The sequence below is a fragment of the Planosporangium spinosum genome, from assembly GCF_049999945.1.
GTDB classification, from domain to species: Bacteria; Actinomycetota; Actinomycetes; order Mycobacteriales; family Micromonosporaceae; genus Planosporangium; species Planosporangium spinosum.
The window spans coordinates 26,614-41,504 of the sequence record NZ_JBLYUB010000030.1 but is presented as its reverse complement, the minus strand read 5'-3'; the positions used below and the strand labels follow the sequence as shown (position 1 = coordinate 41,504).

13 protein-coding genes and 1 pseudogene are annotated in these 14,891 nt (G+C 71.8%); 5 read left to right on the top strand and 9 right to left on the bottom strand.

The genetic code is table 11. The features are described 5' to 3' along the window. Positions 1 to 79: 79 nt before the first annotated feature. From ACNTMW_RS28940 to ACNTMW_RS28915, 6 genes are all read right to left on the bottom strand, one after another. Positions 80 to 1,345: a glycosyltransferase family 4 protein gene (locus ACNTMW_RS28940; RefSeq protein WP_426637072.1), complete on the bottom strand. Its 1,266-nt coding sequence runs from the start codon at positions 1,343 to 1,345 to the stop codon at positions 80 to 82. A gap of 21 nt (positions 1,346 to 1,366) precedes the next feature. Beyond that, positions 1,367 to 2,611, bottom strand: a complete 1,245-nt coding sequence (locus ACNTMW_RS28935; protein WP_426637071.1) for a PP2C family protein-serine/threonine phosphatase — start codon at positions 2,609 to 2,611, stop codon at positions 1,367 to 1,369. Further along, positions 2,598 to 3,074, bottom strand: coding sequence for an ATP-binding protein (locus ACNTMW_RS28930; RefSeq protein ID WP_426637070.1), 477 nt, complete (start codon positions 3,072 to 3,074; stop codon positions 2,598 to 2,600). The genes ACNTMW_RS28935 and ACNTMW_RS28930 overlap by 14 nt, the downstream gene beginning before the upstream one ends. A 5-nt stretch (positions 3,075 to 3,079) precedes the next feature. Beyond that, positions 3,080 to 3,400 (bottom strand): STAS domain-containing protein, encoded by a 321-nt coding sequence (locus tag ACNTMW_RS28925; protein ID WP_426637069.1) that lies wholly within the window; start codon positions 3,398 to 3,400, stop codon positions 3,080 to 3,082. 44 nt (positions 3,401 to 3,444) lie between these two features. Continuing rightward, entirely contained in the window at positions 3,445 to 3,882 is a 438-nt protein-coding gene (locus tag ACNTMW_RS28920; RefSeq protein ID WP_426637067.1) for an STAS domain-containing protein, read from the bottom strand. A 274-nt stretch (positions 3,883 to 4,156) separates the two neighbouring features. After that, entirely contained in the window at positions 4,157 to 4,927 is a 771-nt protein-coding gene (locus tag ACNTMW_RS28915; RefSeq protein WP_426637066.1) for an SDR family NAD(P)-dependent oxidoreductase, read from the bottom strand. Positions 4,928 to 5,197: 270 nt separating this feature from the next. Between ACNTMW_RS28915 and ACNTMW_RS28910 the strand changes: the two genes are divergently transcribed. Further along, complete coding sequence (locus tag ACNTMW_RS28910; RefSeq protein ID WP_426637065.1) at positions 5,198 to 5,419, top strand: hypothetical protein; 222 nt, start codon at positions 5,198 to 5,200, stop codon at positions 5,417 to 5,419. Then, entirely contained in the window at positions 5,416 to 6,960 is a 1,545-nt protein-coding gene (locus ACNTMW_RS28905) for a cation:proton antiporter (RefSeq protein ID WP_426637064.1), read from the top strand. Before ACNTMW_RS28910 ends, ACNTMW_RS28905 begins: the two co-directional genes overlap by 4 nt. Before the next feature lie 149 nt (positions 6,961 to 7,109). Here ACNTMW_RS28905 and ACNTMW_RS28900 read toward each other — a convergent pair whose 3' ends face one another. Beyond that, complete coding sequence (locus ACNTMW_RS28900; RefSeq protein ID WP_426637062.1) at positions 7,110 to 8,813, bottom strand: AMP-binding protein; 1,704 nt, start codon at positions 8,811 to 8,813, stop codon at positions 7,110 to 7,112. 806 nt (positions 8,814 to 9,619) lie between these two features. Between ACNTMW_RS28900 and ACNTMW_RS28895 the strand changes: the two genes are divergently transcribed. Further along, entirely contained in the window at positions 9,620 to 11,656 is a 2,037-nt protein-coding gene (locus ACNTMW_RS28895) for a M4 family metallopeptidase (RefSeq protein WP_426637117.1), read from the top strand. 66 nt (positions 11,657 to 11,722) lie between these two features. Here the strand turns inward: ACNTMW_RS28895 and ACNTMW_RS28890 are convergent, their stop codons facing one another. Together ACNTMW_RS28890 and ACNTMW_RS28885 are read right to left on the bottom strand one after the other, a co-directional pair. Further along, on the bottom strand, positions 11,723 to 12,391 hold the full coding sequence (locus ACNTMW_RS28890) for an HAD family hydrolase (RefSeq protein WP_426637061.1): 669 nt from the start codon (positions 12,389 to 12,391) through the stop codon (positions 11,723 to 11,725). A 184-nt stretch (positions 12,392 to 12,575) separates the two neighbouring features. Continuing rightward, positions 12,576 to 13,319, bottom strand: a pseudogene (locus ACNTMW_RS28885) (CDP-alcohol phosphatidyltransferase family protein); the annotation flags it as partial. 137 nt (positions 13,320 to 13,456) lie between these two features. On the opposite strand from ACNTMW_RS28885, the gene ACNTMW_RS28880 reads away from it, so the two are divergent. Both ACNTMW_RS28880 and ACNTMW_RS28875 read left to right on the top strand, forming a co-directional pair. Next, positions 13,457 to 14,437 carry a zinc-dependent alcohol dehydrogenase gene (locus ACNTMW_RS28880; protein WP_426637060.1) on the top strand — a complete coding sequence of 327 codons (981 nt, stop codon included), beginning with the start codon at positions 13,457 to 13,459 and terminating at the stop codon, positions 14,435 to 14,437. A gap of 5 nt (positions 14,438 to 14,442) precedes the next feature. Next, the gene (locus tag ACNTMW_RS28875; RefSeq protein ID WP_426637059.1) at positions 14,443 to 14,841 is read left to right on the top strand and encodes a 6-pyruvoyl trahydropterin synthase family protein; all 399 of its coding nucleotides are present in this window, start codon (positions 14,443 to 14,445) and stop codon (positions 14,839 to 14,841) included. Positions 14,842 to 14,891: the final 50 nt, after the last annotated feature.

Here is a 14,891-nt window from a genome sequence, read left to right as displayed (position 1 = left end):
ACGGCAGGGGCGGCATACGAGGAGGGCCGGTGCGTGCGTCACCACCCACCGGCCCTGCCCGTGTGCCCGGAGATGGGCCTCAGGCGACCTGCCGTTGCAGCAGGTTGCCGTCCGGTACGACGATCTTCGGCCGGCCCGGGCCGCTGACCGGTCCGGTCACCGCCGCGGTCGAGCCCGCGACCTGCCCGTACAGTCGGGCGGTGCGGGCCGCGATCGCGTCCCAGGAGTACCGGTCGATGACCACACGGTTGGCGGTGCGCGCCATGCGCCGGGCTCCCTCGGTGTCGGACAGCAGGCGCGACACCATCCGGGCCAGCGCGGCCGAGTCGCCCGGGATGAAGGTCATGCCGGTACGGCCCGGCTCGACGAACTCCTTGAGCCCCCCGGTGGACGCCGCGGCGACCGGGGTGCCGGCCGCGGCGGCCTCCAGCGCGATCATGCCGAACGGCTCGTACAGCGACGGCACCACCATGGTGTCGGCAGCCGCCATCACCGGTGCCAACCCGCTACCGAGGAATCCGGCGAACGACACCACCCGGTGCAGGTTCAGCCGGCCGACCTGCTCCTGCAGTTCCGGGCGGTGCGGCCCGTCGCCGGCGACCACCAGACGCAGGCCGGGGTGCAGCGCGCGCAGTTCCGGCAGCGCGGTGATCAGATCCTGCACGCCCTTCTCGTACACCAGCCGGCCGGCGAAGCCGAGCAGCGGACCGGCACCGGAGTAGCGTAGCCGCGCGGAGTCCACCGCGTGCTGATCGACCTGCCACAACTGCGGCTCCACGCCGTTGGGGATGACGTCGATCCGGTCGGGTGGCACGCCGAACAGGTGGTTGACCTCCCAGCGCATGTAGTGCGAGCAGACCACCACCCGGTCCGACTCGCCGGCCAACCAGGACTCCACCGAGTGGACCGACTTGTTGAGGTCCTTCGGCAGCCAGCCCTGGTGCCGGCCTGCCTCGGTGGCGTGGATCGTGGTGACCAGCGGGAGGCCGAGCTGTGCGCGCAGGGTTATCGCGCTGTGCGCCACCAGCCAGTCGTGCGCGTGCACCACGTCCACCGGGGTCTGCGCGGCGACCCGCAGCGCGACCCGGGTCAGCGTGTGGTTGAACGAGACCGCCCAGGTCAGCAGGTTGCTGTTGGTCAGCGGTACCAGGGGCGGGTCTTCCGGCACCCGCACCACGCGTACCCCTTCGCGGTGCTCGTCCCACGGTGCGCCCGGCGCGTGCCGGGTCACCACCGTCACCGTGTGGCCGGCGGCCGCCAGCGCCTTGGACAGGGCGTAGACGTGCCGGCCCAGCCCGCCGACCATGACCGGCGGGTACTCCCAGGACAACAGCAGGACGTTCATTTCTCGCTCCACTTCGGTCGCTCAGGTTCCTCCCGTGAGGGCGCCCGTCGGCGTTCGGGCGGACGGGTCGAGGTGTTCGGCCGCCGTCTGCCGGTGCAGGCCGAGCATGGTGACGTCGTCGAACTGCTCCGCGGTGCCGGAGTGGGTGCGCACCGCGTCCGCGAAGCGCTCCACGACCGCCGCGGCGGTACCGGGCTCGGCGAGCATCCGCCGCATGCGCTCCTCGCCGAAGAACCGCCCGTCCGGGCCCTTCGCCTCCGGCACCCCGTCGGTGTAGAGGAAGAGCAGGTCGCCCGGGTGAAGGGTGGCGCGGCCCAGTTCGAAGTGGGCGTCGTCCATCAGGCCGAGCGCCGGCCCGGTGGGCAGCAGAGGGTACTGGTCGCCGCGGGCGCGGCGCAGGATCGGCGGGTTGTGGCCGCAGTTGATGTAGACCAGGTCGCCGGTGCGCGGGTCGACCACCCCGAAGAACAACGTCGCGAAGTACGCCTGGTGCAGGTGGTTCGCGGTGAGATAGTCGTTGGTGGTACGCACCGCGTGCAGCGCGAGACCGGAGGTGGCCAGCGGCCACGCGGCAGGGCCGGGCGCGTCCGGGTGCGGTTCTTCGCGCACCGTCCGGTCGGCCATCGCGGCCTGTCGCAGCAGGCTGCGGATCAGCGCCATGAACAGGGCCGCGCCGATGCCCTTGTCGCACACGTCGGCGATGGCGAAGCCGAGGAAGTCGCCGTTGATGACGTCGTAGGCGTCGTAGAAGTCGCCGCTCACCTCGCGGGCCGGCTGGAAGCAGGCCGCGATGTCCCAGCCCGCGATCGACGGCAGGGTCTCCGGCAGGAAGCCCCGCTGGATCTCCCGGCCGATCCGTAGTTCCCGTTCCAGGCCGCGCCGGTCGGCCGTGGCCCGCATCTCGCTCAGCGCCAGGTTGAGGTCGCGGTGGTGACGGCTGGTGGCGAGCCGGCCGCGTACCAGGTGCGGCCGGAACGGCCCGATCAGGTAGTCACGGCCGTCCGCGACGTGCGTGGCCAGTTCGGCGCAGTCGTGCGCGGCGAACGACACCACGGCCGGCGGCCGGCCGATGTCCGCCACGATCCGCGCCACCAGGTCGCGGATCGTGGCGGTGTCTATCGCGGCGTTGACCAGCAGCGTGTCCGGTGTGCTGCCGACCGGCCACCGGTCGACGAGGAGCGAGTGCGGGGTGCGTAGCTGCGCCGGTATCCCGTCGTCGGTGAGGATCTGCCACAGTTCCCGTGCCGACGCGCTACACCCACTCACGATCAGTGTCGTCCCGACCATCGTCGTCCCACCCATCCCCGTCGTCGTCCCGCCCCCGCCACATGACGACGGTGGTCCGGTTGGCGCCATCGACGTACTCATGGGATGCCGCGTCCACGGCATGTCGGGTCAGATACAAGCCGAGTGCGCCCGGCTCGCGTTCCTGCAGTGGCCGGTCCAGTTCGGTCGGGGCCGGCGCCTGGAACGGATCGAACGGCGGTGCCCTGTCGATCAACCTGATCCAGGCCCGGTCCTCGGCCAGCCCGCCTTCCACGACGATCCGACCGTCCGGGTGCCGCCGGCCATAGCCATGTCGGACGATGTTGACGAACAGTTCCTCCGTGGCCAGCCGTAGCCGGTACGCCGTCGACGGGTCCAGTCCCGCGGCGGCGACCAGATCACGCACGAGGGTGTTGACCGGCCCCAGCGACTCGACCACGGCCGGCACCGTGATGGCCCGCATCCGCACTACTCCGGAAGGGAGTCCGTCAGCGTGACGCTCTGGTCGAAGCCGACCAGCTGGATCGTCTGGGTCACCCGGGGATTCGCGCCGACCAGGACGATCCGCACGTCGTCGTTCAATTTCTGCTGGGCGTAGACCAGTTGGCGCAGGCCGGCCGAGGAGAGGTAGTCGAGTTTCGTCAGATCGAGTACCAGACACTTCGGGTCCTGTTCCGCCGCCCGCTCGATCTTCTCCTGCAGAATGGGTGCGCCGGACGCGTCCAGATCGCCGTTGAGCGTGATGATGGCGGTTTCTTCCCTGGTGCTGAGAGTGGTTTCCAGAGGCATCGGGGTCTCCTTTTCTCGATGGTTCGCCGGCGGGGTGACGCGGATCATCCGGCGCGTAGTGCGGCAATTCCGCCCGGAATCGTCGAGGCCACCTCGAAGAAACGCAGGAATCCGGTGGCGGACAGGATGCCGCGCAGCGTCTCGGACGCTCCGACCAGGACGATCGGCGTGCCGGTGCGTTGGGCCCGCCGGTACACCATCAGCATGGTGCGCAGGCCGGCACTGGACACGTAGCCGACCCGGCTGAGGTCGAGCAGTGCCGGCGTGCCGTCGGGTAGGGCGCCGGAGAGCTGTTCCTGGGCCAGTGGTGCCGTCCGGGCGTCCAATTCGCCGATCAGACCCACCACGGTCACCGAATCGACCACGTGCTTGGTGATTCGCATTCCTTCCTTCCCGGGCGCGGGAGGGCAACATTCGCCGTGCGGTGCGGAAGAACCATCGCCCGAGCCGAGGTCAATTGATCCGAGGGTGAGGCCCGTCATGGTCGCTCCCGCCGCCGTGGCAAACGCTGCCAGTAATCCGTCGGCCGGGGACGGCCGACGTTTCCTTGGTTATTCGCCGAGTCTCACGGCGGCCGGCGGGAGCGTCAACGAATGTGATCGCGCCGGGGCGGTCCCGGCACAGTACGGCCGTAGTTTTCGTCAAGTCGGCCGAACACCGCGTGGTGCGGCGGCCGGGAAGTGCCCGGGTGGCACGGCAGGGCTGTCACCGACGCGAACGTCGGCCGGCGGGGCGCGCCGGGTCGCCCGATGGCGGTCAGCCGGGCAGTTCCACCTTGCCGAGCCGGGCGCAGGCGGCGAGCAGTCCATCCTGGACGGCGCTGTCGGATGCCGCCGGCGGCGGGTCCAGCAGGCGCATGTGGCGCAGGTACCGGCCGGTCATCCGGGCGGCCGGGTCGTCGGCGGCGGCCAGCCAGGCCTGGGTGGCCGCACCGGTGCGCAGGTCGGTCGGGGCGCTCGGCCCGCCCATCCGCGACCGTACCCAGCCCGGGCAGACCGCGTTGCTGAGCACCTGCGGACAGCGCCGGGCCACCGCGAAGGCCAGCGCCAGGTCGCAGAGCTTGGAGTCGCAGTACGCCCCGGTCGCGTCCCACCGCCGGCGTTCGCGTTGCAGGTCGTCGAGGTCGACGACACCGCCGGAGGCCATGCCGGAGGTGAGGTAGATCAGCCGGTCGGGCAGCGGCATGAGCGCGGTCAGCAGGTACGGGGCGAGCACGTTCACCTGGAACGTCTGCTCCAGCCCGTCTTCGGTGGTGGTGCGCCGGCGCGGTCCGGAGATGCCCGCGTTGTGCACCACCGCGTCGTAGGGGCCGAGATCGGTGGCGGCTGTGGCCAGGCCCCGGGTCTGTGTCAGTGAGGCCAGGTCGCCGACGGCGACCCCGGCGGCACCGGGCACCGCGGCCTCCGCCGCCGCGGCGCGCCGCTCATCGCGGGCGTGCAGCACCACCCGGTGCCCGCCGGCCACCAGGAGCCGGGCCGTCTCCGCGCCGATGCCGTCGGCCGAGCCGGTCACGAACACGCTCGCCATCGCCCGTCCCCCTGTCGGTCGGCTGCACCGCGCGTACGACTCAGCTCACCTTACGCGTCAGCCGCCGCCGGTAGGAGGCGCGGGCCATGGTGTGGCCGCACGCCGAGCGGTGCGGCTCCTGAGCAAGAAGCACCATGGTCCATCTCCGTCTAACGTGTCTATTCGGGGCGGTGCAGGGCAGGTTGACTCCTCGTCACGCCGGCTCAGACGTGACATGGTCATACTGTGCCGGCGTGGTGAGCCGGTGCCACCATTGACGATGGTAGAAACATGTCGATTCTTAGTTGCAGCAGTGATCCTGATGGCAACGCCCGCGCCCGGCTGACCGCGCACACCGTCCGCCGGCTGGAACAGAATGACCGGCGCCGGCCGCGCACGGCGTCGGTGCGGATGCTCAGGGAGGCGCTCGGCCTCGACGACGCGGCAGCGCCCGTCACCGACGCCGACCTCACGTCGCTGCATGTCGCGCCGTCCGGGAGAGTGATCACTTGACCGGGCGGCGCTGGTGGCTCGCCGGCTGGGGGATCGCCCTGGCCACCGCGTCGCTGAGCCTGGTGCTCGTCGTCGGGGCCGGCCCGTCCGTCACCCGGTCGCTGCCCTACGGCGCGGAGCCGGTCACGCGACTGCTCGCAGCCGTGGCGGTCACCGTCGCGGTCTGCCATCTGTGCGGTGCGCTCGCCACCCGGCTGCGCCAGCCGGCCGTGGTCGGCGAGATCGTCGGCGGCCTGCTGCTCGGCCCGTCGGCGCTGGGCGCGCTCTGGCCCGCCGCGGCCGACTGGCTGTTCGGCGGCGACGTGGCACGCACCGAGAACATGGCCGCGCAGCTCGGACTCGTCATGTTCATGTTCCTGACCGGGCGGGAGCTCGGTGCAAGCGCGACCCGGCTGCCGGACCGCGCCATCGGCAAGGGGGTCGCCGGCTCGATCGGACTGCCGGCCGTGGTCGGTGTGATCGCGGGGCTGCCGCTCTACCCGGTGTTCGCCGGCCCGGATTCCGGGCGTGTGGAGTTCGCCATCTTCTTCGGGCTCACGATCGCCGTCACGGCGCTGCCGGTGCTCGCCCGGCTGCTCGCCGACACCCGGGCGACCGGGAGTGCGGCCGGTCGGCTCGCGATCACCTGCGCCGCCGTCGGCGACGGCGGCGGATGGTTGGTGCTCACCGCGTTGCTCGCGGTCCGCGCCTCCGGCTCCGGCCGGCAGCTGGCGCTCAGCGTCAGCCTGATCGTCACCGTCGCCCTGCTCACGGTGCTGGTGGTCCGGCCCGGGCTGGCGCGCCTGGTCCGCCGTCTGGAGCGGCGCTCCGGATCGGAGCGGGCACGCCGACCCGACGGCGGATCCGAGCCGGGCGCGGGGCCCGATCCCGAGCGGAGCGCCGACCTGGTGCCGATGCTGCTGGCCATGGGGGCGATCGGGTTCGCCGCCGTGACCCAGCTGATCGGCCTGCATGCGGCCATCGGCGCCTTCGGGTTCGGCGCGATCCTGCCGCGCCACAGCGCCGCGGTCGACCGGGGCGTCGACCGGCTCCGCGGCTTCGTCGGCGCGGTGCTGCTGCCGCTGTTCTTCGCCAGCGCCGGCCTGCACACCGATCTGGGCACGCTGGGCCTCGACGCACGCCACTGGTGGCTGCTCGGCCTGCTGCTCGTGGTGGCGGCGGCCCCGAAGATCCTCGGCGGCACGCTGTCGGCCCGGCGCATCGGCCTGCCGGCGAAGCAGGCCCTGTACTTCGGCGCGTTGATGAACTGCCGTGGCGTCACCGAGATCATCATCGCGACGGTCGGCATGCAGAACGGGCTCATCAACGGCACCGGCTTCACGATGCTGGTCCTGCTCGCGCTGCTCACCACCGCCACCACGGCGCCGCTGGCCCGGGCGCTGTCCGCAGCGCCGTCCGCCCGGCGCTGGGCGCGCCGACGGCCGGGTGCCGGCGACGGTGATGCGGTCGATCATCCGCGCGCGACGTCCGCACCGCCGGATGGATGCCGCGATGCGGTACCGGCTCGAGACCGGTCACGCCGGCCCGAGGCCGACCGTTGACACTCTCCGCCGGTGCCGGTGAGGTTCCGGCCACGCGCTGTCGTGGGCGGGACGGCGGTCGGCGTCACCGGGCGGAGGGAGGGCCATGGCCGGGCGAGGCAGGTGGCGCAGGCCGGTGTACCGGACCCGGGAGGGGGAGCGCGGTGCGGTCAGTTCGCGAGGTGCGGCAGGTGCCTCGTCACGTCGTTGGCGCCGGGCATCCAGGCCGACCCGGACCGCGCGGGTGGCGGGTTCGTCGGCGCACCGGGCGGGGTGGTCGGGTACGGCACACCGGGCGGGGCGGTCAGGTAGCGGCGCATGACCTTGCCCGTCGCGTTGCGCGGCAGTTCGGCGACGAAGTACACGTCGCGCGGGACGCTGAACCGGGCCATCGCCCGGCGCACGTACTCGCGCACGGCCTCGGGGTCGAGGTGCTCGCCGGGGTAGAGCTCGATCCAGGCGGCCAGGCGCTGCCCGTACTCGTCGTCGGCGACGCCGACGACGGCCACGTCGCGTACCTGCGGCAGTTCGGCGATGGTGTTCTCCACCGCGGACGGGTAGACGTTCTCCCCGCCGGAGACGACCATGTCGTCCACCCGGCCCACCACGTGCAGGAGCCCGTCGGGCGTGAGGTGCCCGAGGTCGCCGGTGTCGACCAGCCCGTCCCGGGACTCCCGGCCGGCGTCGCCGTTGGTGTACCCGTCGAAGACCATCTCGCTGCCGACGAGGATCCGGCCGATGTGCATCGGTGGGAGCGGGTTGCCGTCCGGGTCGAGGATCAGCACCCTGGTACCCGGTGACGGGCGGCCCGCGCAGGTGGGATCGGCGCGCAGCTCCGGGGCCGTCGCGATGGTCGCCGAGCCGGCCTCGGTCGAGCCGTACAGGTTGTAGAGGACGTCCCCGAACACGGCCAGCAAGCGCGGCACCAGCGGCGCGGGCAGGGCCGATCCGCTGCTCGCGACGACCTTCAGCGGTGAGGCGAACGGGGCCGCCGGTACCGCGTCGAGCAGCCGCTGCAGCATCACCGGTACGGCCAGCAGGGTCCGGCAGTCATGCTCCCGGATCGCGGCGAGCGTCTCGGCCGGCTCGAAGCGTCGACGCAGCGCGACCGTCGCGCGCAGTGCGAGGGCGACCTGGAGGCCGGAGTAGCCCCAGGTGTGGAACAGGGGCGCGGCGATGAACATCCGCTCGTGCACGCGCATCGGGATGCGGCCGATGACCGAGGCGAGCGCATCGAATCCGGGGATCGGCCGGCGCGCGCCCTTGGGCGTGCCCGTCGTGCCGGACGTGAGGATGATGGTGCGCCCGGGCCGTGCCGGTGGCGGCAGGTCGGGGTCGACGGTGCTCGCGATCAGACCGGCCACCGTGGGGCTCGTCCGCCACGCGCCGCCGTCGGCGCTGACCCGCGCCACATGCGGTGGTACGGCCGCCAGCAGTTCGAAGAACTCGTCGTCGTGGATGAGCACGCGGATGGCCTGGTCGTGCAGGACCGCCTCCAGTTGGCCGGGGCCGAGCCCGGTGTTGATCATTACCAGGTCGGCGCCGATCGCGCTGGTGGCGAGCATGGACTCCAACATGGCGACCGAGTTGCGGCACAGGATCCCCACGCGGTCGCCGGCCCGTACACCGAGCCGGCCGCGTAGGCCGTTGGCCAGCCGCTGCGCCTGGTCGGTCAGTTCCCGGTAGGTCAGCGGGCCGGTCTCGTCGATCACCGCGATCCGGTCGGGGTCGCGGGCGGCGGCCGAATACAACTGGCCGGCGAGGGTGAAACTCCATCGCCGCAAGGCGTTGAGCTGACGGACCACCTTGTCCGGCCGGCCGGGCCTGAGGACGCCGCGCCGACCGAGGGTTCTCAGCAGGAAGGTTGTCTCCACGTCATCTGCCCATCGTTCGTGACCCCGATCACGGTAACGTGCAACCCCCTGTTCCATTGATGGCTCTTAGTCCATACGTGGTCGGTCATTCAGCGGATGCGGCCGCCGGGTCCGCTGTGCGATGTCACGTTGGGAGCGTCCCGATCCTCCGGGCGGCCCCGTCCGGTCCTGTCGGCGCGCCGAAGACACGGAGAGTGAGCGGCCGCGCGTGCTCACGGGCGCGGCGCCCGGGGTTTGCCGGTACCCCCGTCCGTCGGCGGCCAATGGCCAAAGTGAGCGTTAAGTCCGGAGGCGGCAGAGAATTTGCATCCAGCCATGTCGTGGCCAATGGTGAAGTGGCCGTACGTCTTGTTTGGCGACCTTTAGCAAATTGAGCCGGGATGCGTCCGGTGGCGTATCTGATCGGTGTGCTAAATCGTTGACCCGCGATCTCGCGCACCCCGTGCCGCCGCGTCGGCGGCCGCGTCGCGCGGGAACCTTCTCCGGTGGTCGACCGCGATCCGGGGCAGCCCTATTCAGTACCCTCGATGGATCGGGGGCGAGCGCGCATCGCATTGACGCCAACCAAATTTGATGGAACGTTTCTCGGCACCGGTATCCATGTATGTCGAACTGGCGATGCGGTGTCCGCGGGTGGTGTTGCGGAGAGGAGTGGTCTTCCCGGCGGACCGCCCGCCTGTTTCGTCGGTGCCATGTTGCCGGCTCACCCCCCACCCCAGGTGTGGCGCCCCGGACGGTTCGCCGCACCGCCCCGGAACAGGAGCGCACCCTTGAAAGTATCGTTACGCGTCGTGACCGTCGCGGGAATGTTCGCGGCGGGAGTGGTGGTCGCCGGTACCGCCGCCGCCGCACCGGCCCCGCCGTCGCCGAACGCCCCCGACGCGGCCACGGCCCGCTCGCTCGCGGTGAAGTCGGCGGCCTCGCTGGTGGCCAGTCGCCCGAATTACCTGCACGCCAGCGCCCGGGACGGGTTCATCCAGCGCCCCGTGATCTCGTCGCACGGGCTCCAGTACGTCCCCTACGAGCGGACCTACGCCGACCTGCCGGTGGTCGGCGGTGACTTCGTCGTGGTCACCGACGGCACCGGTCAGACCAGGTACACCTCGGTCGCCCAGCAGCACACGATCACCAACCTGTCCACCACGCCCGCGCTCGGCGCCGACCGGGCGGAGGCCACCGCCCGCGGCCTGCTGCGCACCGTCAACGAGGTCGAGAACACCCGCCTGGTGGTGTACGCCCTCGCCGACACCCCGCGGCTGGCCTGGGAAACCACCCTCACCGGCGCCGGCGCCGAGGGCTACAGCCGGCTGACCGTCGACGTCGACGCCACCACCGGCGCGGTGTTGGACAAGCAGGAGCACGTCACGGACGTCACGGGCACCGGCACGGGTTGGATCTACGGCTCGGTCAGCCTCAACACCACCCAGTCCGGCAGCACGTACAGCCTCAGAGACCCGTCGGTCACCAACCTGAGCTGCCAGGACGCCGCCAACAACACGACGTTCAGCGGCTCCGACAACGACTGGGGCAACGGCGTCGGCACGAACAAGGAAACCGGCTGCGTCGACGCCCTCTACGTCGCGCAGCGGCAGAACGCCATGCTGTCGAGCTGGCTGGGTCGCAACGGCCAGAACGGCAGCGGCGGTGCCTGGCCGATCCGGGTCGGCCTGAACCAGCAGAACGCCTACTACGACGGCACCCAGGTGCAGATCGGCAAGAACACCGCCGGGCAGTGGATCAGCTCGGCCGACGTGGTGGGTCACGAACTCGGTCACGGCATCGACGACAACACCCCCGGCGGCATCTCGCGCGGCAACACCCAGGAGTTCGTCGCCGACACCATCGGCGCGGCGACCGAGTGGTTCATGAACAACCCGAACGACCCGCCGGACTACCTGGTCGGTGAGGAGATCAACCTGGTCGGCAACGGCCCGATCCGCACCATGTACGACCCGTCCCGCAACGGTGACGACAACTGCTACTCCAGCAGCACCCCGGGCGAAGAGGTGCACGCCGCCGCCGGCCCCGGCAACCACTGGTTCTACCTGCTCGCCGAGGGCAACAAGCCCACCAACGGCCAGCCGGCCAGCCCGACCTGCAACGGTGGCAACGTGACCGGCGTCGGCATCCAGAACGCTATCAAGATCATGTACAACGCGATGCTGATGAAGACGTCGAGCAGTTCGTACCTGAAGTACCGCACCTGGACGCTGCAGGCGGCCAAGAACCTGTACCCGTCCAGTTGCACCGAGTTCAACGCGGTCAAGGCCGCCTGGGACGCCGTCAGCGTGCCGGCGCAGTCCGGTGACCCGACCTGCAGCGGCGGCACGCCGTCGCCGACCCCGACAGCCTCGCCGACCCCGACAGCCTCGCCGACCGGTGGCGGTTCCTGCTCGGGTCAGAAGCTGGCCAACCCCGGCTTCGAGTCCGGCAACACGTCGTGGACGGCCAGCAGCGGGGTGATCGGCCAGTTCGGTTCGCAGGGCGAGCCGGCCCACTCGGGTACCTGGAGCGCGTGGATGGACGGATACGGTTCCAGCCACACCGACACCGTCTCGCAGTCCGTGTCCATCCCGGCCGGTTGCCGCGCGACCCTGTCGTTCTGGCTGCACATCGACACCGGTGAAAGCGGTAGCACGGCCTACGACAAGCTCACCGTCAAGGCCGGCTCGACCACGCTGGCGACGTTCTCGAACGTCAACGCGGCCTCCGGGTACGTGCAGAAGAGCTACGACCTGTCGTCGTTCGCGGGCCAGACGGTGACGGTGACGTTCACCGGCACCGAGGACAGCTCGTTGCAGACCTCGTTCGTCGTCGACGACACCGCGCTGACCCTGAGCTGACCCGCCCACCACCGGCCGGTCGCCGCCTCACCCGCGGCGGCCGGCCGGTGCCAGCTGATCGGCCGGTCAGACCAGCGACAGCACGTGCCCGAGCCCCCGCGGGCCGGTCCGCGCCGGAGGTGGCAGCAGGAACACGTGCATCCCGGCGCCCACCGCGCCCGAGTCGGTCAGCGGGTTGTCGCCGACCATCAGGGTCCGCTCCGGACGGACCCCCAACTGGTCACAGGCGGTGAGGAACGGCTTGGGGTCGGGCTTGCAGACCCCGTACTGGTAGGACATCACGACGGTGTCGAAGAACGGCGACAGGCCCAGCCGGTCCAGCGCCGGGCGCAGGTCGAAGCCGGTGTCGCTGACGACACCGATCCGCAGGCCCCGCTGGCGCAGGGCCTCCAGGGTCGCCGGGGTGTCCGGGAACGCCTCCCAGGAGCCCGCGTCGACGGTCAGCTCGTACAGTTCCTCGCTCAGCCCGGGGGCCAGGCGGTCGCAGCCGGCCGTGCGGTACAGGTCCGTCCACACCTCGCGGTGCCGGGTGTTCGACAGGTCCCGGCCCTTGGCCAGCTCCTCGGCCGTGCTGCTGCGGCCGAGCACCCGCCGCCACACCTGGGCGACCTCGTCGGCGTCGAGCGGGCCGGCGCCGAGCCGGCCCGCCGCCCGGTGCAGCAACGTCTCGCCGCTGCCGGAGAGTCGGATCAGCGTGTCGCCCGCGTCGAACAGGACAGCCTCGAACTGACTCACGTGCCTCGTCTCCCTCATCACGGCCCTGACCGGGGCTTCACGCTACGCGGCCCATGGCGGGCCGCTTGCGTACCCGGGTACCCGACCCGCCCCAGGACGGCACCGCCTGACGCCGGTGACCGAGCCGGGCGGGGCGGGGCCGCGGGACCGGGTGGTGCTGCCGGGCGGGACGGTGCGCCGCGGCGGGGCCGGGCTGTGCGGCGGGGCGGTGCTGCCGGGCGGGACGGTGCGCCGCTGCGGAGCGGTGCCACCACAGCCACAGCACGTCACGGCCGAACGACTCGACGAGCAGGACCAGCGCCGCGAACAGCGCGACGGCGGTCAGCGGCCGGGGCAGCAGGTCGGCGGTCGCGACCACGAGCGCGACGCCCTGGGTAGCGGCGACGACCTTCCGCCAGTACCGCGGCGGCAGGGTCGCACGCATCCAGGGCAGGACCCACATCGCCGCGACGAACGCGTACCGCATCGCGCCGATGGCGAGCACCCAGCCGCCGGCCGGGCGTGCGACGTGGACGCTGAGCACCAGCAGCAGGAACGCGTCGACCTCCATGTCGAAGCGGGCACCGAACGCGGAGACGGTACCGGTACGCCGGGCGACCCGGCCGTCGACCGCGTCCAGCGCGAGCGCCACGCCGGTGAGGGCGACCAGCGGCCCGACCGGTACCGGCCGGGCGAAGAGGTCCGCGGTCAGCGCCGCGACGCCGCCGACGAGCGTGGCCCGGGCGAGCGTCACCCGGTCGGCCGGGCCCAGGCCGCGGGCGCCCGACCGGGACAGGCCCCGGACGAGCAGGGCACAGGTGACCAGCCCGTACCCGACGCCGGTCAGCCACCCCGCAGCGCCGAGACCGCAGGTCACGGCCAGGGCCGCCAACACAAAAACCTGGACAATCAGCCCGATTATCGGACCTCTTCGAACCGCGGGCACCATGCCTCCGTGACTAGGGGGTGCAACTTGATCGTGTTCACGGAAGAATCGGCCGTTCGGTTCAGTCGACCCGGTCCGAGGCGGGGGCGACACGGTCCGGGACGAGGTCGACACGGCTCGGGAAGAAGAGGAGGACGCCGATGACGCGCGAGGGCCACGCCTTCTGGCTGCGCTCGCCCGGCGCGGGCGAGATCCGGCCGGTGGCGCTGCCCGCCCCCGGCCCGGACGAGGTCGCCGTGCGTACCCGGTACTCCGGCATCAGCCGGGGCACGGAGACCCTGGTCTTCTCCGGCCAGGTACCGGAGAGCCAGCACGACGCGATGCGCGCGCCGTTCCAGGAGGGCGACTTCCCCGCGCCGGTGAAGTACGGCTACCTCAACGTCGGCGTCGTCGAGCAGGGGCCAGCGGAGCTGCGCGGCCGTACCGTCTTCTGCCTGTACCCGCACCAGACCGCGTACGTCGTCCCGGCCAGCGCCGTGGTACCGGTACCCGACGGCGTCCCGGCCGCCCGGGCGGTGCTGGCCGGCACGGTCGAGACGGCGGTGAACGCGCTGTGGGACGCCGCGCCGCTGGTTGGCGACCGGGTCACGGTGGTCGGCGCCGGCATGGTCGGCTGTTGCGTCGCGCGGCTGCTGGCCCGGTTCCCCGGCGTGCGGGTCCAGCTCGTCGACACCGACCCGGACCGGGCGGGCGTCGCCGCCGCGCTCGGCGTGGAGTTCGCGCTGCCGGCCGACGCCGAGCCCGGCCGCGACCTCGTGGTCCACGCCTCCGCGTCCGCGGCCGGGCTGCGGCGTTCGCTGGAGCTGCTCGCGCCGGAGGGTACGGTCATCGAACTGAGCTGGTACGGCGACCGGGAGGTCAGCCTGGCCCTGGGTGGGTCGTTCCACTCCGGCCGGCTGACCATCCGCAGCAGCCAGGTGGGTACCGTCTCGCCGGCCCGCCGAGGTAGCCGGACCTTCGCCGACCGCCTGGCGCTCGCCCTGGAGCTGCTGCGCGATCCCGCGTTCGACGCGCTGATCACCGACGAGTTCCGCTTCGCCGAGCTGCCCCACGTGCTTTCCCGCTTGAGCTCGGGCGACCTGCCCGGGCTGTGCCACCTCATCACCTACGACGGAGATTGATCAACGTGTTCAGCGTGACGGTCCGCGATCACATCATGATCGCCCACAGCTTCCGCGGCGAGGTCTTCGGCCCCGCGCAGCGCCTGCACGGCGCGACGTTCGTGGTCGACGCCACGTTCCGGCGCGCCGAGCTGGACGCCGACAACATCGTCGTCGACATCGGTCTGGCCAGCCAGCAGCTGGGCGACGTGCTCGGCGAGCTGAACTACCGCAACCTCGACGACGAGCCCGCGTTCGCCGGCGTCAACACGTCGACGGAGTGGCTGGCCCGGCTGATCGCCGACCGGCTGGCCGAGCGGGTGCACGCGGGCGCGCTGGGCGAGGGCGCCCGGGGACTGACCGGGATTGCCGTCACGCTGCACGAGTCGCACGTCGCCTGGGCCAGCTACGAGCGGTCACTATGAGAGGCGAGCGGTCGCGATGAGAAGCGAGCGGTCACTATGAGAGGCGAGCG